Here is a 23,664-nt window from a genome sequence, read left to right as displayed (position 1 = left end):
GATCACAGTGGTGAGGGCGGGGCGGGGGACGAGAAGGTCGGTGCCGATGACGACCGCACTGGGGGTGTTCTCGGCGAGAGCGCGGAGGGCGATCACTCCAGGGGACGCGTCCGAAGCCGCGTCCGTGCCTGCGGAGGACCCACCCGCTGGACCCGCAGAAGGCCCAGCCGCCGGTCCCGTGGAAGAACTGGCCGCTGGTGCCGCAGAGGGCGCTGGCGTTGGTGCGGTGGAGACGACCGCGTATTCGGCGGTCAGGTCAGTGATCTCGACCCGCAGCATGAAGCGCATTTTTTCGAGATAAGTCGCCAGTTCGGTGCCAGTGCCCGGTTCCACGTGGATCCAGGTGGCGTTGCCGTCGTCGATCAGCGTCAAATGGTGTTCGACCCGGCCTTGGAGGTCGAGGATCAGGGTCTGCGTAGCCGTGCCGGGCGCAAGATTGTCGACCTTCTGAGAGCTCAGGTCATTGAGCCACGACAGCCGATCGACGCCCGAGATACGAAGGACATCGCGGTTGCTGCGGTCAACCAGTGCCGTGCCCTGAAGCAGGGCGCGTTGTTCCGCATACGGGTCGCCGTAGTGGGCGGCCACCGAGTCGTCAGGGGCAAGAGCGGGAACGGCTCCGGGAGTGTTCAGCAACGGGCTGCGCATACATCCAAGGCTATGTCCACCGGACATCCGACCGCGCCCGAGGGCAGCCAATTACGGCTCGGCGCGCCTGTGTCTGGACTGAGGAACGCAGGTCACGAAGAGGCCTTAGTGACGCGGAAGGCACAGGCTACGGAGCGGGCGGCCGCCCATTAAGAGGATAGGCCAAGGTCAGCGGCAGTCGCGGCAGCGGCCGAAGATTGTGAGGTGGTGGACGTCGGTGTCGAAGCCGAGTTCGGTGCGCAGGCCGTCCACCATGCCCTGAACCAGGCCAGGGGGTGCTTCGACAATTTCGCCGCAGCCTCGGCAGACCAGGTGCACGTGGTCGGCGTCGGCGGCCAGGTGGTAGGTGGGGGCGCCGTGGCTCAGGTGGGTGTGCGTGACCAGGCCGAGTTCTTCGAGGAGCTCGAGCGTCCGGTAGACGGTGGAGATGTTCACGCCCCGGGCGGTTTGCTGGACCTTGGCACAGATGTCCTCTGGGGTCGCGTGACCGAGGGCGCTCACCGCCTCCAGAACGAGCTGGCGCTGCGGCGTAACCCTGTATCCCTTGGCCCGCAGTTCTTCATGCCACGTCTCGGTCATAGCAGCGAGTTTATTCGCTTGCCCGACTCGCGAGCGCTCGCATAGCCTGCGAATCACGCAGAGAGGAGGTGGTCCGAACAATGGTTGATCATAGTTGGGCTAGCGAGGTGGCTGTCCGCTAGGACTGGCGAACCGGACCAGCTCCGGATTGCGCCAACCAGCGTAAATCCAGACAGACACCGGAACCCCGGGCAGTCGGCGGCCGAGGACAGGATCCTCCGCCATTGGTCCAGCCGACCCACGTCGACAGGTTGCAACCAGCCGCGACGCGGAGCGCGCCCGGGGTTCTTCTCTGCCTCGCACCCATCCCGCCCAGTATCCAGTCACGTACGGTACGCGCAGGAATGGTCATGCGAATCCCCTACCCCCGGACCCCTCACCTCCCCTGGTCCCCGGGTGCCGTCACCGACGACATCCGAATCCCCCGCCTGACAGCCTTCGAAGGCCGCGAGATCGTCGTCACCGAGAAACTCGACGGCGAGAACACGACGATGTACTCCGACGGCTTGCACGCCCGCTCACTGGATTCGGCACACCACCCCTCCCGAACGTGGATCAAAAGCCTCCACGCCCGGATAGCCCGATCAATCCCACCAGGCTGGCGCATCTGCGGAGAAAACCTCTTCGCCCGCCATTCGATCCCCTACCAGGACCTGGAAAGCTGGTTCTACGCCTTCTCCGTCTGGAACGGCAACCAATGCCTGGACTGGGACCAGACCGTACGTTTCACCAGAAAGCTCGGCATCCCCGTACCTCGCGTCCTCTGGCGTGGCATCTTCGACGAGCGGGCGCTGCACGCTCTCCGCCTGGACGAGACTCGCCAGGAAGGCTATGTCGTACGGACCGCCGACGCCTTCACCCGCGACGAATTCGCCGATCGTGTCGCCAAATGGGTCCGCCCCAACCACGTGCAAACCGACGCGCACTGGATGCTCGCACCCGTCGTCGAGAACGGCCTGAGCCCGGCCGCCGCCCTCTGGGACCTGCGATCAGGATCATCCCCGGACGCCCAAGCCCTGCTCACCGCGACCGGGATAGACCTCCCAGAACCGGTCGACCTGACCGAGATCTCCACCCGGCTCGACCTGCTGGGCCGCACCGGCGACGCCCGCCTGGCGGGAGTCCTCGCGACCCTCTTCCACGCCACCCGCCGAGCCTGGCTGGCCCCCCACCTGGTGGCACCACTCGGCATGCCCCTCGCCCGACGCATCGCCGACCTCGTCGGCCTGCACACCAAACTCCACGACCCTTTCCCGGACGAATCCCGCCGCTCCGGCCTGGTACGGCTGGCCTTCGCCACCGACCTGGAAATCCTCCACGCGATCGCCGCCACAGTCGCAACCACCCGGGAAGCCCGCGAACAGGTCGAATGGTCAGAACTCCACACCGAAGACTCCGGCCTCCTCGGCGAAGCACCCTTCGCGGCATTGCGTACGGGTCTGCGCGAAAAGCTTGGCGGAAAGGGCGACATCGCGGACCGATGCTGGGCGGAGACGCGGGAGGCGTACGCCATGGGACGGGTCAGCACGGCCGAGGAAGGCATCGCGCGCAACTGGCGCCGGCTTTCCGGCGACTTCCCCCGGCTGATCGTCACCGTCGGGCCTTCCGGCAGTGGAAAGAGCACCTTCGCCGCAGGTCACGGAGACCCGATCGTCTCACTCGACGATCTCCGCGAAGCCCGCGGGTCACGCTCGGATCAGCAGGCCAACGCCGCTGTTTACCGTGACGCCCTGCGGCGGCTGGACACGCTCCTCGCCGGTGGCGGAACGGTCATCTGGGACGCCACCGCGCTGAATCGCCGCCAGCGTTCGGTGCTTCTGAAAGCGGCCCAGCGCCGGGACGCGTTGACGACTTATGCGGTCATGCTGGTTCGCGATGACGTGGTCGTGCGGCGCAACGCCAATCGCCCGTACCCCGTCCCCGCGAACGTGCTCACCAGCCAGCTTCGGCGCTTTGGGCCTCCATTTCCGGGCGAAGCACACCGGATCTGGTACATCGGGGAGGAGGGGACCGTACTCGACACAGCCGGAACCCTCGACGGGGAGGATTGACCATGCGCACAAGCGAGGAGATCTACCACCAGATCCGGTGGGATCCGCGGTTCGACCCGGCGCGTTTCGTGCTCGGGGTGAATGTGCGCGGAGCCGCCCCTAAACGGGTGCCGTTGCCCGCTTTCGTCCCGGGTGGGGATATCCCGTGGCATCGGGTCATGTTCGTCGAAGCGGACGGCGAAACGGTGTGGGATCGGGCGAGCGGGCTGGATGTGGTCAATACTTCGTCGGCCGGTCGGGCCCAGGATCCCCGCAAGCTGAACGCGCCGTTCTTCACGGCGGCGACGTCGCTCTCCTGGGATGCGAATGCGGGCTGGACTCCAGCGGAACCCGTCCCGGTCGCCTGGCCACCGACGACACTGCGCGTTCTGACCTGGAACACCCTTTGGGATCGGTATTTCAGCGACCGGATCGAAACGGCCCGCCGCAGACCGCTCCTGGTCGATGCCCTGGAGCAAGCCGACGCCGACATCATCGCGCTCCAGGAGGTCGAAGCCGAACTACTCGACCTCATCCAGAGCATCCCGTGGATCCGTGACAGCTACACCCTCTGCGCCGACAACATCGCCAAGAACAAACTTCTCCTGCTCAGCCGCCTACCGGTCCGCGAAGCGGGCATCCACGCCTACGGCCCCTACAAAGCCCTCTCCGCCATCACCCTCGAACTCGCCACCGGCCCTGTCGTGCTGGCCACCACCCATCTGACCAGCGACTACGCCCAGAACGGCCCAGCCAAACGCGAATCAGAAGTCGCCACCATCGCCGAAGGCCTGCTCCCCGTGGACGCCGACCTGATCCTGATCGGCGACTTCAACGACGACGGCCACCCCGAAAAAGCCCTCACCATGCGCGACGCCTGGACCGAAGTCCACGGCCCTTCCGACAAAACCCCAACCTTCGACCCCACCAAGAACCCCCTGGCCGCCATCCAGTCCCTCGGCGGCCGCCCCGCCCGAATAGACCGCGTACTACTCCGCAGCCCCGCCCTGACCCCAACCACCGCCACCCTCCTAGGCGACTCCCCCGCAACCAACGACAACCTGTTCATCTCCGACCATTACGGCCTCGCCGTAGACATCACCATCGACCAGAACACCCCCTCCGAAGCGCACAGACGGCTAGATACCACCTCCATAGCGCACGCCCAGCCAGGCATCACCTCCAGAGCACACACAAGGGCAGAAGCCACCACTGGAGCGCACACATGGACACCTGGCCAGAACACCCCAGCTACGCCATCAACCGCCCGAACGGCGATCGTCTGGATCCCTCCGAAGGAACTCTGGCCCCCCATCCAGGAAATCCGCACCAAACATGATCCACAAATCGACCGCTGGCCACCCCACGTCACCCTGATATCAGGATTTATCCCAGAATCCTCATTCGAAGCAGCCGCCCCCCTCCTCACAACCGCAGCCTCCACAACCGCCCCCTTCACCGCCCTCCTCCACGGCATCGGCACCTTCCACCACCGCGACAACACCACAATCTGGCTCAACCCAGGCGCCCCCGAATCATGGGCCGCCCTCCACCACGCCCTCGCACGCGCCTTCCCCACCCACCAAGCCCACCACGAGACCTTCACCCCCCATCTGACCTTGGCCAAAGCCCGCAACCCCGACCGCCATCCTCGCCTTAACCCCATGTCCGCCCACGTCGGCGAAATAGTTCTGCTTTCTCGCCGGGCCGACGAGCCCATGCGGCCCCGCGCGGCCATCGCTCTGGGTAGCGGTGAGCTGCGGTGGATCAATGAGCCGCCCGTGCCGGACATTCATCGGGAACTGCGGGTTGAGGAGGTCGTGGCGCGGGTTCGGGATTGTCTGGGGGATGGGGTGGTTCATGTTGTCGGGTCGCGGCGGTTGGGGTGTGAGCTGGCTGGGGCGGATCTGGATCTGGTCGTGGCGCTGCCTGGGGTGGTCGATCTTGAGCGGGTGGAGGCGCGTGTGGTGGAGGCGTTTCCGCAGGTGAAGGGGATGCGGCGGGTAGTGGGTGCGCGCGTGCCGGGGCTGCGGATGCGAGTGGCGGATTTGGAGATCGATCTGGTTGTTGTCGGGGTTGGGGATATCGCCCCTGAGGCGGCGGTTTCTCGTCGGGGTGAGTTGGATGAGGGTTCCGCGATCGCGTTGAGTGCGGTTAGTGACGCGGACGCGATCCTTGCTGCGGTCGGTGAGAATCAATCCGGATTTGTCGGGCTTGCTCGCCAGGTGAAGGCGTGGGCACGGGCCAGAGGGCTGGACTCAGCTCCGTTCGGCGGGCTTTCCGGGTTGGCCTGGACCATCCTTGCGGCCCAGACGGTACGCGAGACGCCCGATCTCCCATCGGACGACCTGCTGCGCACGTTCTTCGCTACCTGGGCCGCATGGGACTGGCGTGAGCCGATCACCCTTGATCAAGCAGCTTTCTCCGACGCTCCCGTGCAGATCATGACTCCAACCGCCCCTGTACGCCCATGCAGCGATCAGGTGACCATGAACGGACGCGACCTACTGACCCAAGAGCTCTATCGCGCCTGGGAAACAACCGGCACCGACGAGCTACTCTCGCCACCGCCCATGCACCGACGCCACGCGGCCTGGGCAATCGTGACGATCAACGGCGAGACGGGCAAAGCCCGAGGCCGAATGAGAGCCCTCATCGCCGCCCTCGAACGCGCGGGATCCTCAGACGTCCACGCCTGGCCCCGCCCATTCGAAACCGGCCCCAACCTGACCCGCTTCGCGATAGGCCTCGGCCACACGCCACCAGAAGCCACCACCCTGACCGAGATCACAACCCGCTGGACCGAGGGCCTACCCGGCGTCACCGTCAACCGAGCAGACTGCGGCGAAGTCCCCACACTCAACTGACCTACGCCAAGAAAGCCGATAAATCCAACTAAGCACGCCCAACAGATGGCCAGGTCACCGGGTCGCTCGCCGTTACCTGGCACCGTTCACGCTGCCGGTGGTCCTCACCGCACCGGCGCCATGAGCGGCGGCGGCATCCTGTCGTGGCCAAAGCGAACGTGGTGGGACGCAATAGGCCGTCACGCCGCTGTGGTTGGCGGTCCATCGTCGACGAATCCCAGTCGCCGGTTCATGCCGATGGCCGAGGCGTTGCCGGGGTGATGGAGGGCCCGCAGCCGGCGCGCGCCGGCAGCACGCGCGTATCCGATGGCCAGGAGCTTCATGGCCAGCGAGATCCCCCTTCCGCGATGGCCGGCCAGCACCCCTGTCATCTCGCTGAAAGCGTGTCCCTCAGGGTGGATCGACGTCGCCGCCATGCCTACCCACGACCCGCCGTCCAGGGCAAGAACGACACCTCGGGGATCGTAGGTCGGAATCTCGATGCGCTGAGCGAGGTACTCGTCGAACGTGTAGAACTCCCCTCGCCCCGGGATGTCGGCGGAGCATGTCCTGTTCAACTCATAGAGTGCGCGCCGATGCTCAGCTGTGTCGCCGATAGCGGCCATGGTCGTGAACTCGACGCCGGCCTGCCGACAGCTACGAAGGCATGGCTCGAATCGAGCGTCGTCGAACGCGTCCAGGTCAAGCTTGAGCCGAACCCATTCAACGCCCACGAGTACCTCCAGTCCCGGAAACGACCCGAGACTACCGGCCGACAGGTGGGACCTCATATCAGGGCAAACATTGGGTGATGCGGCGCTAGAAAACCAAAGCCGAACTGATCAGGGCCGCCAGGACCGGATCAGTGAGCCCCCCGGGTGGGTACGCCCAGGGTGGCGCAGGCCTGTTCGTAGAGTTTGACCACCTCGACGCGGACCTGTGCGCGCTCGGTCAGGGTTGTGCTCCAGGGGACTCGGATCTCGTCGCCGTCCGCTTCGAAGTAGATCGCTTCGCCATCCACGTTGGTGGTGATCGCTTTGGTGGCGTTCGGGCGGCCGCCCAGGGCGCGGACGATCAGTAGGGCGTCGGCGGCGTGGTCGTCGTTCATGTGCCGCTTGATCGCCGCGATGGCCTCGTCGGTGAATGGGTTGCTCATATGGCCAATCCTAAAATTTCCGTCACGGCTCGCCGGTGAACTCGGCTGCCTTCTTGAGTTCGGCCGAGGCGTGGGACTGGAGGGGCTGACCGACGGCGGCCATGTCGTATGCGTACATAAGACTGCCGTTGACCAGGCCGTAGATGCGGCGACCAGCTGAATATTCCTTGGCGGAGGCGGTTCTGGCGACCACGTCCGTCTGGAGTTCGATCTTGTGGAAGACGACCTCGCCGACGTAGATCTCGACGATGCCGGTCGGGTGGGCCAGGCAGACCTCGAGCTGCCGTTCGGGCTGGATGCGCCAGAACCCGGCCTCCCGAGACAGCGGCCGAACCTTGTTGCCGTCGGCGTCGAGCAGCCAGCTCCGGCTCTCGTACGTCAGGAACGGCTTGCCGTTGTGTCCAAAAAGGATTTCCTGCCCGAAGTTCGCGCTCTCGATCGTCGGATAGCCGATGACGCCCGCGCCCTCCCAGCGGCCCAGCAGGAAGGCTATCGGTTCGAGATCGGGATGTACGTCCATGGAAGTCAAGCGTAGTGCCCGGGCGTAGGCTCTCCCCATGACACGCCAACTGGTGATCAAGGTAACAGCGGGCACCGACGCACCCGAGCGGTGCAACCAGGCGTTCACGGTCGCGACCGCGGCCCTGGTCAGCGGGGTCCCGGTATCGCTCTGGCTGACGGGCGAGTCAGCCTGGTTCGCCCTGCCCGGCCGGGCCAAAGAGTTCGACCTACCCGAAGCGGCCCCACTCGAAGACCTGCTGAACGCGGTCCTGGCCGGGGGCCAGGTAACCCTGTGCACCCAATGCGCCGCCCGCCGCGGCATCACCCAGGACGACGTCATTCCCGGCGTCCGAATCGCGGGCGCACCCACCTTCGTGGAAGAAGTCCTCCACGAAGGTGCGCAAGCACTCGTGTACTAGGGCAAGACCGCCGCTAGGCGTTCCTGGCGGAGGCGGTCGTACCAGGTGTCGTCCATGGTGGGGAGGGGGCCGACGGCCCAGCGGAGGAGGAGGTCGGCTAGGCCGGGGTTGCGGGCTAGGGCTGGGCCGTGGAGGTAGGTGCCGATGATTTTGCCGGCGTGGCAGCCCTCGGTGCCGTCGCCGTTGCCGGTGCCGACGATGGTTTTGGAGAGGGGTTTCACGCCGGGGCCGAGGTGGGTGACGCCCATGTGGTTCTCGAAGCCGGTCAGGGTGGGGACGCCGAGTTCGGGGTCGACGTCGGCGGCGAGTTCGCCGACGGAGCGGCGTTCGCCTCGGCTGGAGCTGATGTCGAGGAGGCCGATGCCGGGGACGGGCTGGCCTTCCTCGCCGCCGAAGACCGATCCCATGATCTGGTAGCCGGCGCAGACGGCGAGCAGGGCGGCGCCGCGCTCGATGGCGCGGTGCAGGCCGCCGTCGCGGCGCAGGCGTTCGGCGCCCAGGATCTGCGGCCGGTCCTCGCCGCCGCCGATCAGGTAGATGTCTCCCTGCTCCGGCACCTGGTCGGAGGAACGCACGTGCACGGTCTCAACGGGGATCCCCCGCCGCCGAGCCCGCTGCTCCAGCACCAGCACATTCCCCTGATCCCCATAAGTACTCAACAAATCCGGATAAATCCAGACAATTCGCAAGCTACTCTGCACGGCCGAACTCCGTCCGGATCGCCTGGAAGGCGGTGTAGTTGGCGATGACGTCGATCTCCCCCGGCGGCAACGCGTCGACCGCCTGAGTAAAGGAGTCCCGCAGGGTGAACGGCACCTCGGCCACGTCAAGCCGGAGCGCCAGATCCAGCCGCCGCTCCCCGGTCACCTGCACCGGCCGCCCGTTCAGGATGCGATAGTCCACATCCCACAACCACGACGTGTCCCGCCCGTCCGGACCCTGCGCGTTGACCGACAGGATGATCGGCCGCGCCGCGCTGGACACGTCGAAGGCCTCCAGCCACCCGGCCGGATTCTTGGCCAGCAGCAGCCGCAACGACCGCCCGTCCCGCTCCACCGTCGTGTAGCGCCCGGCCACCGAGGTGACCTCCCGCAGCCGCGGCAGCGCCTGGTGCGGCGCGAGCCCGAAGGCTTCAGCCGTCGCCAGCGCGATGGCCGCGTTGGACCGGTTGGCCAGCCCGGGCAGCTTCAGGTTGAGCCGCCAGCGCTCCCCCCGGGGATCGATCACGTCCTCGTCGTCGAGCACCCAGTTGGGCTCCGGCCGATGGAACGTGCACTCCCGGCAGGCCCAGTCCGCCGCCTTACGATCCAGCGGCCCGCCACATTCGGGACAGCACCAGGAATCCTCCCGCCAGCGCTGCCCCCCGGCCACCCAGGTCACCCGGGCCGCCGTGGACGCCCCCCAGGTCACCAGCGGATCGTCGCAGTTGGCGATCACATGCGCCGGTTTCCCGTCCAGCGCCCGCCGCCACTTTTGGGCCAGCAGCCAGATCTCGGCCGCCCGGTCCATCTGGTCCCGGCTCAGGTTCATCAGCACCACGACCCCGGCCTCGGTCGTGTCGAGCACCTCCGGCAGGTACTTCTCGTCCACCTCCAGCACCGCATACGGCGCCGCCTTGTTCGACGACAACGCGGACACGTGCCCGGCGGGCATGTTGGCCCCGAAGGCGTTGCTGGCCACGTCGCCCAGCTCGCGCAGGGCGGCCGTGATCAGCCGGGTGGTGGTGGTCTTCCCATTGGTGGCGCTGACCAGGGCCAGCCGCCGGTCGGCGGCCAGCTTCCGCAGCAGGTCGGGTTCGAGCAGCAGCCCCACCCGGCCCCCGATCACCGATCCGTCGCCGCGCCCGGTGGCCCGGGACAGGGTCGCGGCCGTCCGCCCGAGGGCACTGGCGAGCTGCGCCCGCAGCGGCAACTGGCTCACAGGGCCCTCTCCTCATCGCGCTGGCTCATGCCGAGATCCTAGCCGCGCCAGAAGGTCAAGAAACGGGTGCCTCGGCGAAGGACAGCTCGGCGGGGGTGTCCCCGTCGAACGGCAGCACGAACCGGCGCGGCCAGGACAGCACGGTCTCCAGCCAGCCCGCCCCCATCGTCTGGGCGACATGCCGGATCCGCTCCCGGGGCTCGACCCCGATGGCGACCGTGACGATGTCCTTCTGGATGCCCTCGTGCTCGTCGTCGCCGAGGATGACCCGCCAGGCCAGCGCCCGGTTCCGGTCCACCTCCATGGACAGCGGATGGTGCCGCAACGCCTTGGCCCGATGCCCGAGCAACTCGGTCCGCCCCGAGGTCTCCACCGCGCCGTTCACCCCCTGATGCGCGTACGGCCGACCCGACGCGTCCGTCCCGAACAGCGCGTACTCCATGGTCGGAGCCGGGCTGCGCAGGTTCGGCGCCGGATGCCCGAACGGGAACAGCCGGTCGACCTCGTGCAGCCACCGGATCTGCGGGATCACCCAGGCGGGCCCCGGCCGATCTCCGGCGGCCATCGGCGGCGTCTCGACCACCGCCCCGAGCAGCCCGGCGGCCACCTCGGCGGCCTTCTCGGTCAGCAACGTCGGATCGAACCAGGTGCGCAGCGACCACGCCCGCCGCGCCACGCTCCGCTCCACCAGCGTGGCCAGCAGGCACTCCCGCCGCCGCGGCGGCAGCTCCGCCCAGATGTCGGCGAGGATCCGCGGCACCCCCGGCAGCGACCGGTTGGCCACGAACGACAACACCACCGTGTCCGTCCAGATCCGCAGCCACGCCCATTCCGGCGCCCCGGCCAGCAGGTCGGCCTCACGCACCTCGAACAGCGTGCACGCCTTCCCCGTACGGCATTCGCGCCCGCACGCCGCCGACCGCCGCCCACAGATCGGCGGGGTGGGCCCGAGCAGCACCTGCTCCCGGTCCTCCCCCAGCGGCACCTGGACCCGCAGCGGCCGGTCCATCCCGTCGGCGAACACGGCGGCGAACCCCGGCTGCAGCGAGACGACCTGCCGGGACTGCTCCTCGCTCAGATTCATGGCCGCGCCCACCAGCTGCCGGTCGTCCTCGGCGGGCAGCCGGTGCATCACCTTCAGCGCGGTGTTCTTGACCACGTCGGAGACCAGCTTGGTGGGAATCTGCTCGGCCACGATGATGCCCTCGCCGTACGCGCGACTCTCGGCCAGCATGCCGGCCAGCAGTTCGACGGCGTGGGTGGAGGCGCGCTGGGCGCCCCGGTCGCGGAGCAGCCGGTGCGCCTCCTCGATCACGATCACGTGCTGCAGGCCGCTGGACTTCTCCTGCCTGGCCCGCATGCGCAGGTGCTCCACGATCCGGATGATCAGCGTGCCCATCAGGAACGCCTTGTCCTCGTCGTTGGCGACGTCCTCGATGGCCAGCACCACGTTGCGCTGGAGCAGGCCGCCGATGTCTGCCGGGTGGCCGCCCTCGAAGAACCGCCCGGCGGAGCCGACCCGCAGCGAGCGCAGCCGCAGGGTGATGAAGCCTTCCACGTCGGCCTGGACCTCGTTGCCGTACCCGATCTCCTGGATGACCTCCAGGGCGTGCTGCTGGAGCTGTTCCAGGGTCGGGATGGCGGGCTGCACGGCCGCGCCGGGGATGCCGCCGCCGGTGACGACGTCCCAGCCGTTGGCCTCGTAGACGCGCTGCAGGGCCAGCGACATGATCTGCGGGAACGGCTCCTCGGCGTCGAAGGCGGCCATGAACAGGGCGCGGACCATGTCGATGTGGGCCTGCACGGGATAGCCGGGCTCGGGGGCGAGGGGATTGACGCTGAAGGGCACGTTGTCCGGGGACGAGGGGTTGATCACGGTCAGCGGGGCGTACTGCTCGACGCGGCCGGCCATGGCGGAGTATTCGGATTTGGCGGGTTCGATGGCCAGCCAGGGGATTCCGGCCCTGGTGAGCTGTTCCAGGAGGTGCCGGACGGTCTGGGATTTGCCGGAGCCGGTCGCGCCGGTGACGAAGGCGTGGCGGTTCAGAGTGGCCAGGGGGACGCGGAAGGTGCCGACCGCGCGTTCCTGGCCGTCCATGATCGCGCCCAGGTCGATCATCTCGCCGGTGGTGCTGTCGGCTTCGCTGGTGACGTCGAAGAAGCCGGTGTCCAGGACCCGCACGCCGGGGACCTCCCGCCGGGGCAGCCCGGCCAGGGCGGCGAGCGCGCCCGCCGTGGCGGCGAAGGGCGCGGCGGCGCTGTCGGTGGGGTCGGCGAAGTTGACGTTGAGCGCTTCGCTGAAGCCGTAGACGGGCTCGACGGCGTTCGGCCGGGCGGGACCCGCCATGGCGCTGCGCAGCCGGTATGGATGGTGGCTCATCTCCACCGAACCCACCAGAACCGGGGCGATCTGCCGGAGCTCCTCCGGGCCTGCCGCACCCGCGAGGACCCGGACGTTCCACAGCCCGGCCTCGCGGAAGGCGTCCAGCTCCTGCATGCGGCGTTCGGCGCGCTCGGCGTCGTAGCGGGAACGTTCGGAGGCGTCGCCGTACTGGCGGAGCACGTTCAGCTGGGTGCGCAGGTGGGCGACCTCGGCGTCGAGCAGGTCGGTGGGCTCGGCCACGACCACCCAGCCGAACGGGCGGGACATCAGCGTGGTCAGGGTGGACTCGAACAGCGTCGGCTGCTTGGAGTCGTCGGGCTCCGGCTCACGGCGGCCGGCCAGCGGCGGTGCCTGGCGGCCAGGGCAGGGCGTCCAGACCAGGTCGGCGAGGTCGGCCAGCCAGTCGTCGCCGATCTCCACGCCGCGGGCGCCGCCGGGGAACAGCAGCGGCTGCGGCCCGGTGGGCACGACCTCGATCGTGGTGGCGGCCCGGCGCGGCGGGCGCGGCGGCGTCAGCGGCCCGGCGTTGGTGATCAGTTCCAGCGGCGCCCCGGAACCCCGGGACAGCCAGCCGATCACGAACGGCCGGTCCCGCTGCGCGGCGGAGAGAACCGCCGGCAGGACGTTGACGAAGTCCCACTCCGCCGACGACGTACGCGACGGTGCGGTGATCGCCTGAATTCGGTACCACGGCCCGCTCAGGGGGAACGGTTGCATGAGACCCCTCTCTCACAGGCTCTCAAGGTCCTTTGCTGATCATGGTCCCACGTCCATGTTGGCGAACCCGTTACCGTGGCTATAGACGATTCAGCGCCCCGGCTTACGCCAATCCAGCCGGGGAGGCGGTGGCCCAAGATTGGGCGGGGGTGCGTCCTCGTCCAGTGCCTCCACAGGCGGCAGCGTGGTGGTGGACGGCCGGATCGCCCGAACCTCCTGCAATGTGGTCTTGGGAAAAGTGAGGATCGCCGGGTTCGCGTCGGCGAGCCGGACCTCCCGTCCGTCGGCGGTCGCGTGCGTGACGATCACCGACGTCGTCGGCAGCTGCTGCAATTGATGGGGTTCGACCAGGAACTCCCTGGAACGATGCATGACCCCTTCCGTGACCGTTCCCGCATTACGCCCCCATTCAGTGGATTCGGTGATCCCGGCCCGCAGGTCCCCCCGGTCCTTCGGTTCCGATTCGGTACGACTAGCGCCCACGGTCGAGGTGTAGACCCCGCTACCCCCGTTCACCGCCGAACTCACCGACTCGGTGAGCTGGGCCAGCTCCAGCCGATGCTCGGTCCCCACATGCTCACTCGCCACCCGGGCGTCCTCGGCGTTGCCCAACCGCATGAACGCCACCGCCGCGTGCCCCCGCCCGAGCCGCTCCCTGACCGTCGCCGTGAGGCTGCGATAGGTCAGCACGAGCCCGGTCTGCGAGGTCTCGCAGGCGTCCATCAGCCGGTCGAGCACGTCGCCGCGGAGCTTGTCCGCCCCGGCCACGATGATCGTGTGATACCAGGGCCGCTCCGAGGCCGGGGACTGCCGCAGGATGTGGGTGAGCGCGGTCGCCACGTACGTGCCGAGCACCCGGTTGCCGAACACGCCCGCCTGCCGGTCCATGCTGACCACCCGGAGCCGGGCGGGCGGCAGCCGGACCGCCTCGGTGCCGAGCGTCTCCAGCTTGCGTAACTGGGACTCCAGCGCCCAGGCGCGCTCGATCACCACCCGGTCGGCCACGCCCCGGCCGAACAGAGTGCCGATACGTTCCAGCTGGGTGGCGGTGAGCAGCCCGAACTTGAGGTCGTCGCGCGGATCCCCGACCTGGGCCAGCGCCCGCAGCGCGGCCGTCACCTGGCTGATCGTGGCGGTATCGCCGAGGACTTCCAGGACACGTTCCAGGATGGCGTTGTCGAAGCCGATGTCGCGGCTGGTCTCCTCGCTGACGCTGACCACGTGCGCGAGCACATCCGCGAACGCCTCCGGCTTGAGCGTGGCGCCGAGGTCCAGCTTGGGCAGGTCGGAGGGGAGCACCCAGACGAGCGGGTCGTCGCCGCCGCGCTTGGCCAGCTCGATGAGGTCCTTGGCGATCGCGCCCTCGGACAGGTCCAGCACGGTCAGGTGGCCGCCGCTGTAGAGGCGGGTGGCGCCGATCAGGGTGATCAGCGCGGACCAGCCCGGGAGCGTTCCGCCGGCCACGTCGACCCGGTCGATCTCGTCGGGCACGGCCACCGCGTACCAGCTGAGCTGCTTGTCGAACAGGGTCTTGCGTTCGGTCCACTCGCGGTACTTCTCGGCGTGTTCCTGCTGGGCGGCGAGGTTCTCCCGGTCCTTGCGGGCCCGTTCCTTGTCGGTGCGGGCCTGGCGTTCCTGGACCCGGATCTGGACCGCGCGGTTGCCCTGGCGGATCGCGTACGAGCAGATCCCGGCGACGCCCCCGGCGGCGACCAGGCCCATCGCGACGAACGACCAGTCGAGCAGGCTGACCAGGCCGAGCAGGACGAAGACCACGGCGAGGCTGGTCATGAAGGTGCGGAAGAGCTTGACCGGGCGGTTGAGCAGATCCTCCTGGAGTTTCTCCTTGCGCACCCATTCCGGATCGATCTCCGGGAGTTCCAGGTCATCCCTGGCGGGCCGTTTGGGCGGCGGCCCGGGATCTGGGTGCAGCAGAGCGTACTGCCAGCCCAGGTAGATGCGATCCGCCTGAAGCTGGGCATGCTCCGGGTGCGCGTCGCCCACGAGCCCTCCATGTCCGCCCTGCGTCACAGCGTAGGAGCTGGATCGCCTATCAGGGCAGGGTTCTCGCTATTCGGACGGCTTTCCAGCCAAAGATAGGGACGAATGCGGCGGATGGTTCTGATGTGGGCGTACTACCATCCATTCTCATGACGTCATCCCCTCGTGGCGGCACCCGACGCCGACGCCCGGTCCTGGTCCCGGTCGCGGCCTTGATCTCGGTGTCCGGCCTGGGGGCGACGGCGGGCTTCGGCGGTTTAGCCGAGGTGCCCAAGGAGCGACCACCGGCGGTCGCGCAGGGCGCGGTGGTCGATCAGGAGCTGTTCCGGACCCAGTTTCTCAAGGCCGTCGATAAGACCGAAAACGGGGCCCGGTCCCTGGAACTCATCCTCAAGGTACGCAACATGGGCGAGCAGACCAAGAGCGTCGGCCTCGTCCCCGAGCCCGGCCCCAAGGTCAACAGGCACGGCGGCTTCGCCACCACCCTGCTCCGGGTCACCCCGCCGATCGAGGCCGACAACTCGCCTCAGGCCTACGTCCTCGGGTACGGCGTGCAGAGCGGCCAGCTACATCCCGGCATCACCCACACCGTGGTGGTCCGCTACGACCTCAAGCCGGGCGCCGCGCCGCCCGCGCAGATCACCATCGACGTGGGCGGCTTCGTGCTGGACACGGTCAGCCGCCGCGACCAGCGCGAGCTCTGGCAGATCAAGCCCAAGCGCGAGTTGCCGCAGGGCGCCGGTCAGGAGGGCGACCCGGTCGAGCCGGCCGTGATCGCCCAGGTGACCCTGCCGGTCCGCCCGGAGGAGGGCTGATGGTGACCACCGAGGTCCGGCCCGCCGCGGCCGTCGAATCCGCTCCCGCGAAGGCCCCCTTCCTGACCAGGACAGGCAGGTTCGTCCTCGGGGTCGCCCTAGCCGCGGCGGCCGTGTACGCGCAGAGCCTGGCCATGCCGTTCGAGCAGAAGGGATCGTTCCTGACCCGCCACGGGAGCGTCGGCCAGATCGTCTCCGCCGACCGTTTCAACGCCCGGGTGGACAAGGTGACCGCCGCCAAGTCGGTGGACACCAGCGACTCGACCGGCAAGACGGCCAAGGTGCAGACCAGCCACGTGTTCCTGGTCCTGGACGTGTCGGGCACCGTGGACAAGGAACCCCTGAAGCTGGGCTCGTTCGACGTCTGGCTGCACTCCGGTGACGGCAGGCGCTACCTGGCCACCGACAAGGTGGACCCGAGCTTGACCCTGGTCGGGAGATGGCTCCAGGCGGGCTGGTGGATCAGCGGGCCACTGGTCTTCGAGGTGCCGAAGGAGGCGCTGCCGGGGGCGAAGCTGGTGATCACGGCGCCGAGCAGCGCATTCGTGGAGGACTCGTTCGCGCCAGAGGCGGAGATCGATCTCGGAGACGCGGCCGCCGGGGTGCAGGAGTTTCATTCATTGGTCGGCGCGGGTTCGTGAGCGGAGGGGTGATGGACGGACGGGACTCCGGCGACGACACGCGGGGCTGGTTCGTGCCACCACCGACCCAGCCGTCGGACCTGGACATCACCTACGCGGGGGCGCTGCCGTCGCTGGCGCCGCCGTTACGCGGGCGGCGGATCCCTCCGCAGGACCGGCAGGTCTGGCCGCCACCCCCGCCGCCCCCGGAGGACGACGAAGGATACTCGACCCAGCCGTTCCCGATCATCGCGGCCGAGCGGCGTCCGCTGCCGCCGCAAACCCCGCCGACCCCCGCGCCCGAGCCCGCAGCGCCCCCGCGCCGGGGCAGGAGCGTGGCCTTGCGCAGTGCGGGCGCGCTCCTCGCGGTGCTGCTCGCCGTCGGCATTCCCACCTACGTCGGATACCGGGCATACGTCAATGGGCCCGGCGAAGCAGACATCGTCCATGTCGTGCAGCCCGGAGCCACCGGCGAGTTCCGCCACGTCGCCTGGCAGGCGAGCGTGGAACGTATCCCCGATCCGTCCGGCAAACCCGAGTTACCGGACAGGCAGTGGGTCCGGCTGGTCATCACCAGGACCGCTCAGGACGCCGAGGGTGCGATCCGGCACGGCACCCCCAAGGTGGAGCTGCGCGACGGCGCCGGGCGTTCCTGGCACACCGAGTCCCTGAGCGACGAGACTCCGCCCGACACGACCGAAAACCGGATCGGACAGCAGTACAGGATGGAACTGCTCGCGGTGGTCCCGCCGGACGTGGCCGACACCGTTGAGGTGCACCTGCGGCCGAGCAACTACCGGAGCGTTCCCGGGCAGTCGGTGGAGGACATGCTCAAGGAGTCGGAGCAGCGGGACGAGCCGGATCAGGACGTGCTGCGCTTCCTCCGTTGAGGCGATCCCGGGTGGCGGCCAGGTCGAAAGTGGCGGCGATCAGTGCCATCGAGACCAGGGTCACCAGCAAGTCCACCACGAAGGAGACCGGGACGTCGGTGACCATCCAGAGGTAGGGGCCGCCCGCCGTCAGGTAGGCGCCCGCCCTGGCCAGGAAGTCACCCCCGATGTGCAGTCCCCCGTACAGGAGGGCGAACAGGCCGAACAGCGGCGCGCCGCCGCGGATGGTCATCCGGAGCGAGTTCAGCAGCGGGATCCAGCGGGAGGTGAGACCGCCGGTCAACTTGCCCAGGGCCGCCCTGGTCAGGCTGTGGGTGCGTTCCACCCGGGCCGCCGCCGACTCCAGCCGGGTGCCCCTGATCGTGGTCTGGGTGTCCGCCGCGTACGCGCCGTACACCAGGATGCCGACGGTGAGCCAGGCCAGCGGGTACGCGAGCCCGCTCAGGATGAGCGGCCAGATGTCCGACCAGAAGGTCTCCCAGCCGGGGACGATCTTCCCGGCTTCCTCCGTCCAGCCGTTCCAGGTGGTGACGGCGGCGCGGCTGCCGATCCAGTCGGCCCGCAGCTTGACCACGGCGACGGTGGCGTTCAGGCCGTAGAAGACGAAGGCCAGCTCGCCGAAGGTGGCGAAGATCCCGGAGAAGCGCCCCTCGTTCGCCTCGTGCCGCCGCCCGAAGTACCACTTGACCAGGTACGCGACCACCATGGCGGCCAGCGAGACGCGCACGTCCAGCGCGGTCAGGCCTTCCCCGAGCGTGCTCTCCCGCCCGGCCAACCGGTCCGCGAACTCGCGGTCCGGCATCAGCCCGCGGTCGACGTTCTCGAAGTCGCGCAGGTCCTGGTCGACGAAACCCCAGGTCATGTAGAGGCCGGCGAAGACCAGCGCGGTCCGGTTGAGCGCGCCGAAGATCGACTCCTTGCCCTCCTCGGCGGCCCGGCGGGCCCAGGTCTCCAGCAGCGCCTCGCGCAGCGTGTAGAGCATGCCGACCACGGTGGCCAGCGACACCATGACCACCAGCGTGAACAGGAAGAGCACGCCGACCAGGCGGGCCTGGTACCAGGAACCGTAGGAGAGGTTGGCCGCCGCGAACAGCAGGCCCCAGCGCACCAGACGGCCGAGCGCGAACCACAACACCAGCCCGGGCAGGCAGCGCACCAGCAGCCGGAACGTGTGCACCGGCAGCGTGAACGCTGACGGCGCCCTCTCAATCACGGACGTTTCGGACATCCGCGTTATGGTAGCGAAGAGCCCTACCGGGTTGGTCAAATTTCGACAACCGGCCATCGGGGTGCTCTCGTCTCGCCTGTCGCTGATGCGATGATGCGCGGCAGGGCGTACGGATCGGGGGCCGGAGTGGGCACGGACGCGGGGCGTAGTCCCGGCTTTCTGCTGTGGCGGGCCACGCAGCGGTGGCAGCGGGAGATCAACGCGGCCCTGCAGGTGGTGGGGCTCTCGCACCTGCAGTTCGCGCTGCTGGTGGACCTGTGGTGGTTCGACCATCAGGGGCGCCGGCCGACCCCGCGCGAGCTGGCCGAGCACGCCACGGTGGACGACATGATGACCAGCCAGGTGATCCGCGTCCTGGAGGTCAAGGGGCTGCTGAGCAGGGAGATCGACCCCACCGAGGAGCGGCGGCGGGTGCTGGCCATCACCGACGAGGGGCGGCGGCTGGCCGAACGCGCGGCCGAGATCGTGGACGGTGTCGACCGGCAGGTGTTCCACGTGGCCGGGCCGGAGAACGCGCTGATCGACGTCCTGGACGAGCTCGCGAAAAGCCCGGCCCCCTGAGACAGGAAGCCGGGCTCTTAGGCGTGCGGATCAGACGGCGACGGCCAGCTGGGCGACCTCGCCGAGCTTGGCCTCCACCGCGATGTCCTTGGTGACCCCGCCGCCCGCGATGATGCGGACGGTCCAGTTGCCCGGGGCCGCGAAGAAGCGGAAGACGCCCTCGTCGGAGACGACGACTTCGCCGGTGAACTCACCGGAGTGGTCGAGCAGCCGCGCGTACGCGGTGCCGGCGCCGGAGACGACGCCCTGGATCACGGTCTGCGTGGCCAGATCGATGCCGGCCGGCAGAGCTGCGGTCTGCTCGGGCGCGGCGCAACCCTGAACGGTCATCGGGCTTCTCCCAGTTCCACGGGGACGCCCACCAGCGACCCGTACTCGGTCCACGAACCGTCGTAGTTCTTCACGTTGGCCTGGTCGAGCAGCTCGTGCAGCACGAACCAGGTGTGCGCGGAGCGCTCGCCGATGCGGCAGTAGGCGATGGTGTCCTTGCCGAAGTCGACGCCGGCCTCGCCGTACAGCGCCTTGAGCTCGTCGTCGGAGCGGAAGGTGCCGTCGTCGTTCGCGGCCTTGGACCACGGGATGTTGCGGGCGGTCGGGATGTGCCCGGCGCGCTGCGCCTGCTCCTGCGGGAGGTGCGCGGGAGCCAGCAGCCGGCCGGTGAACTCGTCGGGCGAGCGCACGTCGACCAGGTTCAGCTTGCCGATGGCGGCCACGGCCTCGTCGCGGAAGGCGCGGATGCTCAGGTCCTGCTCGGTGGCGGTGTAGCTGGTCGCCGCGCGCTCGGGCACGTCCTTGACCAGCTCGCGGGAGTCCAGCTCCCACTTCTTGCGGCCGCCGTCCAGGAGCTTGACGTCCTGGTGGCCGTAGAGCTTGAAGTACCAGTACGCGTAGGCCGCGAACCAGTTGTTGTTGCCACCGTAGAGGACCACGGTGTCGTCGTTGCCGATGCCGCGGGCCGAGAGGAGGGCCTCGAAGCCCGCCTTGTCGACGAAGTCACGGCGGACGGGGTCCTGGAGGTCCTGCTTCCAGTCGACCTTGACCGCGCCACGGATGTGGCCCTTGTCGTAGGCGCTGGCGTCCTCATCGACCTCGACCAGGACGATGTTCGGGGTGTCCAGGTTGGCTTCCACCCAGTCGGCGTCCACCAGGGCGGCGGAGCGGCTCATTGAATTCTCCCAGGTTGTAGACGGCGGATGATCAGGAAAACTTCGCAGCCCAGGCAGAAGCCGAAGGCGGCGTTCAGGAAGGCGGCCAGCAGTGCCGCTGCTGTCGCACCCAGGGCCAGAGGAGTGACTCCGGTCGCGAAACCGATCAGGCCCAACAACGCGAAGGCCATGCCCACGCCCTGCGCGAATCGGGGCGGCGCCGCGTCCTCCAGCTCGCCCGGCGGCCCCAGCCTGGGCCGGATGACGTGCTTGAAGAACAGCACGTATGGCCCGGCTCCAAAGGCACCCAGGGCGAAGACCACTCCCTGAGCGGCGAGCAACCAGGGGCTGCCCGTGATCAGGACGAGAGCGAGAACCAGAGTAGTGACGGCCGCGCCGAAGCGAGGGCCTCGGGGATCAACCTGCATCGTCGGATGCTCCTGACGGGGTTTCGCGACTGCGGCGTGGTGTCGGACGCCGCGGGAATCACCCTCAGGCCTAGCGACAGAGTGCGGTGGCGACGCGGCAGAAGTCCACCGCGCGCCGCTTCGTGAGCAGCTCTGTCGTGGGAGTCATGTGCACGACAGTACCTTTCGTCTCGCCATCTGTCACTTCCCGTCCGGGTGTTGAGACGTTGTGTCCACATTGGGAAGGACGGCGACGCCCAGGGCGGCGATGACGTCGGCTTTCCTGGGCAGCCCGGACGCTTTTTTCACGATATTTCCGGAGCTGTCGAGGATGAGGGTGGTGGGAGTGCGGAGCACGTCGAAGGTGCGCACCAGGTCCAGCCGGGATTCGGCGTCGATCTCGATGTGCCGCACGCCCGGGACCATCCCGGCGACCTCGCCGAGCACCCGCCGGGTGGCCCGGCACGGCGCGCAGAACGCGGTCGAGAACTGCACCAGCGTCGCCCGCTCCCCCAGCGGCTCACCGAAGTCCACGCGGGCCTCTTTCGTTCTCGCCGCACGCCACCGGCCGTCGCGGCGCCGCAGGACCAAGCCCAGCAGCGTCCCGGCGACCAGCGTCACGCCCAGCAGCACCAAACCGTTCATCCCAAGCGGCAACCAGGAACCCCCGGGAGGAATTCCCCGGGGGTTCCCTAACCACGAGGTGAGACACGGCTCTCACGACGCGGGAGTCTGCGGCATGCTCTCCTGCGGGATGGGCACGGTGACGATTTGCTCCCCGCTCCGGGTGAGCAGCTCGAACCGGTCGATCTGGTCGATCTGGTACTCCGAGGAGCCGGGTGGCAGATGCGCCTTCCCGCCCTTGTAGTCGGCCTTCTTCACCGTCCAGCTGGAGACCGGCGAGACGGTCCCCCGTCGATCGACGGCGACCAGGCGGCAGGCCGTGCCGATCGGCACGCCGGACAGCTCGATGTCCACCCGGGTGCCACCCGCCTCGGCGATGAGGCCAAGTGTCAGCCTGACCTTGCCCGCCTGGCCCTCAAACCGGATCGGGTCGTCCTGCGGCTCGCTGAGGATCTCCGGCGCGGATGAAGTCATCACCTCAGGCGGGATCGAGGCGGGCACTTCTGGCGCGAACGACGCGACGTCCGGCACGTCCTTTCTGGCGACGGGCCCGCGCTGATCCGCGGCCGCCGAACTGACGGCCTCCGGCGCCGCTCCCGCCGCGCTCGTCTCCGAGTTCGAGTTCGAGCTCAGCGTCGCCGACAGCACCGCACCGCCGACCGCGACCACCACGATCGAGGCGGCCAGCGAGAGCAGGAGCCGGGACCGCTTCTGCCGTTTCGCCGAGGCGGCGAGCAGCCGGTCGAGGACCGCCCGGGGCGGGCGCGCGGCCAGCGTGATGTCGCCCGCGCTGACCCGGCCGAGCATGGTGGGCAGGCCGGACAGCTCGGCCATCTCCTGGGCGCACTCCGGGCACACGTCCAGGTGCGCCTCAACGGCCGCCGCCTCCTCACGGTCGAGCGCGCCGAGCACGTACACACCGAGGGACAAGCGGACTTCCTCACAGGTCATGGCGCCAGCCCCCGTTCTTCCAGGGCCAGCTTGAGCGCGCGCAGCGCGTAGTACGTGCGTGATTTGACCGTTCCAGCCGGGATACCCAGGGACTCCGACGCTTCCTTCACGGACTGGCCTCCGTAGTACACGGCCAGTAACACCTCTCGATGTTCGGTACGGAGCGACGCGAGCGCCTCAGCAATCGCCCATGATTCGACGGCCCTGTCCAGTTCATCGTCGGCGGGTAACACGGCCAGGGCGTCGTCGCCGGTCTCCGGGGGGCGCGACTTGCGGGCCCGGTGCTGGTCCACCACCAGGTTGCGGGCGACCGTGAACAGCCACGCGCGGACCGGGCGGTCGGCCACCGGATTCCGCCAGGCCCGGAGGATCGTCTCCTGCACGATGTCCTCCGCCCTGCCTGGGTCGCCCGTCAGTCGCACCACGTAGCCGTAAAGTGGCCCGGCGTGGTCGTCGAACAGAGCCCGGACGAGCTCCTCGTCTGCGGTGCCGGCTGGACTCACATCTTGAAGACGTACCGGCCGGTCGCCTGGTTCAACTCCGGAGGGGAACATCGCTGGCCGTGCCCTGGAGCAGCAGGCCGGCCGCGGTGGGGCTGACCTTGGTGAGCTTGAGGTTGAGCGGGAGGTCCTTGACCGGGATGTTGAAGGAGACCAGGCGTTCCGCGTTGGGCACGGGCACACCACCCGCGATCTTGACGCTCTCCGGGGTGACGCGGATCGAGTCCTTGACGAGCTCGACCTTCATGTCGGCGGTGACGGGGACGGTCTGGCCGAGCACGGTGAGGTTGCCGGAGATCTGGACCGTGTTGTTGTTCCCGCCCTTGACCTTGATGCCGCGGGGGGCGCGGGCGTCCAGGGTTTTGTACGAGACGACGACCGAGCCGGTGACGCGCTCCGCGCGCAGGTCTACGGATTCGGCGTTCTGGATGAGGTCCATGAGGGGGGCCTGCACGCCGTACAGCGTGGCGTTGACGCTGGACAGGGAGACGCCCTCCTGGGTGATGTCGCCCATCTCGATGGTGACCTCCTCGTAGCGGCCGGCGATGGCCTGGGTGAGGAAGGGGATGCCGTTGACGGTGACCGTGGGGGTGGCGGACAGGTCGTAGGCCGCCTCGATCTGGCGGGCCACCTCGCGTTGCACCCCGACGACCGCGACCCGGTCGAGAACGACCAGCACGATGGCCAGCAGGAGGACCGACACCAATATCTTCCGCACCGTGA

At 68.6% G+C, this 23,664-nt stretch carries 24 protein-coding genes and 1 pseudogene; 7 read left to right on the top strand and 18 right to left on the bottom strand.

Annotated elements, in window-relative coordinates; genetic code table 11:
* Positions 1–648 (bottom strand): annotated as a pseudogene (locus Aple_RS04815) (hypothetical protein); the annotation flags it as partial.
* Between the two features lie 168 nt (positions 649–816).
* A complete protein-coding gene (locus Aple_RS04810; protein WP_155343234.1) occupies positions 817–1,227 on the bottom strand; it encodes a Fur family transcriptional regulator in 411 nt (136 codons plus the stop codon).
* A 350-nt stretch (positions 1,228–1,577) separates the two neighbouring features.
* Here Aple_RS04810 and Aple_RS04805 point away from each other — a divergent pair, with 350 nt between their 5' ends.
* Together Aple_RS04805 and Aple_RS04800 are read left to right on the top strand one after the other, a co-directional pair.
* On the top strand, positions 1,578–3,278 hold the full coding sequence (locus Aple_RS04805) for an RNA ligase family protein (protein WP_155343233.1): 1,701 nt from the start codon (positions 1,578–1,580) through the stop codon (positions 3,276–3,278).
* A gap of 2 nt (positions 3,279–3,280) precedes the next feature.
* A complete protein-coding gene (locus Aple_RS04800) occupies positions 3,281–6,124 on the top strand; it encodes a poly(A) polymerase (protein ID WP_155343232.1) in 2,844 nt (947 codons plus the stop codon).
* A 179-nt stretch (positions 6,125–6,303) separates the two neighbouring features.
* On the opposite strand, the gene Aple_RS52750 is transcribed toward Aple_RS04800, so the two are convergent.
* The 3 genes from Aple_RS52750 to Aple_RS04785 form a co-directional block, all read right to left on the bottom strand.
* Positions 6,304–6,837 (bottom strand): GNAT family N-acetyltransferase, encoded by a 534-nt coding sequence (locus Aple_RS52750; RefSeq protein WP_218038112.1) that lies wholly within the window; start codon positions 6,835–6,837, stop codon positions 6,304–6,306.
* Between the two features lie 128 nt (positions 6,838–6,965).
* Positions 6,966–7,259, bottom strand: coding sequence for a DUF2470 domain-containing protein (locus tag Aple_RS04790; protein ID WP_155343231.1), 294 nt, complete (start codon positions 7,257–7,259; stop codon positions 6,966–6,968).
* A gap of 22 nt (positions 7,260–7,281) precedes the next feature.
* A complete protein-coding gene (locus Aple_RS04785) occupies positions 7,282–7,779 on the bottom strand; it encodes a heme-binding beta-barrel domain-containing protein (RefSeq protein WP_155343230.1) in 498 nt (165 codons plus the stop codon).
* Positions 7,780–7,816: 37 nt separating this feature from the next.
* On the opposite strand from Aple_RS04785, the gene Aple_RS04780 reads away from it, so the two are divergent.
* The gene (locus Aple_RS04780) at positions 7,817–8,179 is read left to right on the top strand and encodes a DsrE family protein (protein ID WP_155343229.1); all 363 of its coding nucleotides are present in this window, start codon (positions 7,817–7,819) and stop codon (positions 8,177–8,179) included.
* Here the strand turns inward: Aple_RS04780 and Aple_RS04775 are convergent.
* The 4 genes from Aple_RS04775 to Aple_RS04760 form a co-directional block, all read right to left on the bottom strand.
* The gene (locus Aple_RS04775) at positions 8,176–8,880 is read right to left on the bottom strand and encodes a type 1 glutamine amidotransferase (protein WP_155343228.1); all 705 of its coding nucleotides are present in this window, start codon (positions 8,878–8,880) and stop codon (positions 8,176–8,178) included. The two genes, Aple_RS04780 and Aple_RS04775, sit on opposite strands and share 4 nt — an antisense overlap.
* Positions 8,870–10,099, bottom strand: a complete 1,230-nt coding sequence (locus tag Aple_RS04770) for a MurT ligase domain-containing protein (RefSeq protein ID WP_155343227.1) — start codon at positions 10,097–10,099, stop codon at positions 8,870–8,872. The genes Aple_RS04775 and Aple_RS04770 overlap by 11 nt, the downstream gene beginning before the upstream one ends.
* 55 nt (positions 10,100–10,154) lie before the next feature.
* Entirely contained in the window at positions 10,155–13,199 is a 3,045-nt protein-coding gene (locus Aple_RS04765; protein ID WP_155343226.1) for an ATP-binding protein, read from the bottom strand.
* 90 nt (positions 13,200–13,289) lie between these two features.
* Positions 13,290–15,203 carry a hypothetical protein gene (locus Aple_RS04760; protein ID WP_155343225.1) on the bottom strand — a complete coding sequence of 638 codons (1,914 nt, stop codon included), beginning with the start codon at positions 15,201–15,203 and terminating at the stop codon, positions 13,290–13,292.
* Between the two features lie 146 nt (positions 15,204–15,349).
* Between Aple_RS04760 and Aple_RS04755 the strand changes: the two genes are divergently transcribed.
* Genes Aple_RS04755 through Aple_RS04745 form a run of 3 tightly spaced genes read left to right on the top strand, consistent with a single transcriptional unit; the run spans position 15,350 to position 17,525 of the window.
* Entirely contained in the window at positions 15,350–16,015 is a 666-nt protein-coding gene (locus Aple_RS04755; RefSeq protein WP_155343224.1) for a hypothetical protein, read from the top strand.
* The gene (locus Aple_RS04750) at positions 16,015–16,656 is read left to right on the top strand and encodes a DUF4352 domain-containing protein (protein ID WP_155343223.1); all 642 of its coding nucleotides are present in this window, start codon (positions 16,015–16,017) and stop codon (positions 16,654–16,656) included. The genes Aple_RS04755 and Aple_RS04750 overlap by 1 nt, the downstream gene beginning before the upstream one ends.
* A gap of 11 nt (positions 16,657–16,667) precedes the next feature.
* Positions 16,668–17,525: a hypothetical protein gene (locus Aple_RS04745; protein ID WP_155343222.1), complete on the top strand. Its 858-nt coding sequence runs from the start codon at positions 16,668–16,670 to the stop codon at positions 17,523–17,525.
* On the opposite strand, the gene Aple_RS04740 is transcribed toward Aple_RS04745, so the two are convergent.
* Positions 17,467–18,753, bottom strand: coding sequence for a hypothetical protein (locus Aple_RS04740; protein WP_155343221.1), 1,287 nt, complete (start codon positions 18,751–18,753; stop codon positions 17,467–17,469). The genes Aple_RS04745 and Aple_RS04740 overlap by 59 nt on opposite strands.
* Positions 18,754–18,843: 90 nt before the next feature.
* On the opposite strand from Aple_RS04740, the gene Aple_RS04735 reads away from it, so the two are divergent.
* Positions 18,844–19,314 (top strand): MarR family winged helix-turn-helix transcriptional regulator, encoded by a 471-nt coding sequence (locus tag Aple_RS04735; RefSeq protein ID WP_246264143.1) that lies wholly within the window; start codon positions 18,844–18,846, stop codon positions 19,312–19,314.
* Positions 19,315–19,344: 30 nt separating this feature from the next.
* Here the strand turns inward: Aple_RS04735 and Aple_RS04730 are convergent, their stop codons facing one another.
* The 8 genes from Aple_RS04730 to Aple_RS04700 form a co-directional block, all read right to left on the bottom strand.
* On the bottom strand, positions 19,345–19,644 hold the full coding sequence (locus Aple_RS04730; RefSeq protein WP_155343220.1) for a DUF1416 domain-containing protein: 300 nt from the start codon (positions 19,642–19,644) through the stop codon (positions 19,345–19,347).
* A complete protein-coding gene (locus tag Aple_RS04725) occupies positions 19,641–20,480 on the bottom strand; it encodes a sulfurtransferase (protein WP_155343219.1) in 840 nt (279 codons plus the stop codon). The genes Aple_RS04730 and Aple_RS04725 overlap by 4 nt, the downstream gene beginning before the upstream one ends.
* Positions 20,477–20,887 (bottom strand): DUF4395 domain-containing protein, encoded by a 411-nt coding sequence (locus tag Aple_RS04720; RefSeq protein WP_155343218.1) that lies wholly within the window; start codon positions 20,885–20,887, stop codon positions 20,477–20,479. Before Aple_RS04720 ends, Aple_RS04725 begins: the two co-directional genes overlap by 4 nt.
* Positions 20,888–20,957: 70 nt before the next feature.
* Positions 20,958–21,035: a putative leader peptide gene (locus Aple_RS56185; RefSeq protein WP_373869571.1), complete on the bottom strand. Its 78-nt coding sequence runs from the start codon at positions 21,033–21,035 to the stop codon at positions 20,958–20,960.
* Positions 21,036–21,067: 32 nt separating this feature from the next.
* Positions 21,068–21,511, bottom strand: coding sequence for a TlpA family protein disulfide reductase (locus Aple_RS04715; RefSeq protein ID WP_155343217.1), 444 nt, complete (start codon positions 21,509–21,511; stop codon positions 21,068–21,070).
* A gap of 72 nt (positions 21,512–21,583) precedes the next feature.
* Positions 21,584–22,441 (bottom strand): anti-sigma factor family protein, encoded by an 858-nt coding sequence (locus Aple_RS04710; RefSeq protein ID WP_155343216.1) that lies wholly within the window; start codon positions 22,439–22,441, stop codon positions 21,584–21,586.
* On the bottom strand, positions 22,438–22,944 hold the full coding sequence (locus Aple_RS04705) for a sigma-70 family RNA polymerase sigma factor (RefSeq protein WP_246264142.1): 507 nt from the start codon (positions 22,942–22,944) through the stop codon (positions 22,438–22,440). The genes Aple_RS04710 and Aple_RS04705 overlap by 4 nt, the downstream gene beginning before the upstream one ends.
* A gap of 31 nt (positions 22,945–22,975) precedes the next feature.
* A complete protein-coding gene (locus Aple_RS04700; RefSeq protein ID WP_170321284.1) occupies positions 22,976–23,659 on the bottom strand; it encodes an LmeA family phospholipid-binding protein in 684 nt (227 codons plus the stop codon).
* Between the last annotated feature and the right edge of the window lie 5 nt (positions 23,660–23,664).

Origin of the sequence: Acrocarpospora pleiomorpha (genome assembly GCF_009687885.1) — a bacterium.
GTDB lineage: Bacteria > Actinomycetota > Actinomycetes > Streptosporangiales > Streptosporangiaceae > Acrocarpospora > Acrocarpospora pleiomorpha.
This window is presented reverse-complemented; position numbering and strand designations above follow the sequence as displayed.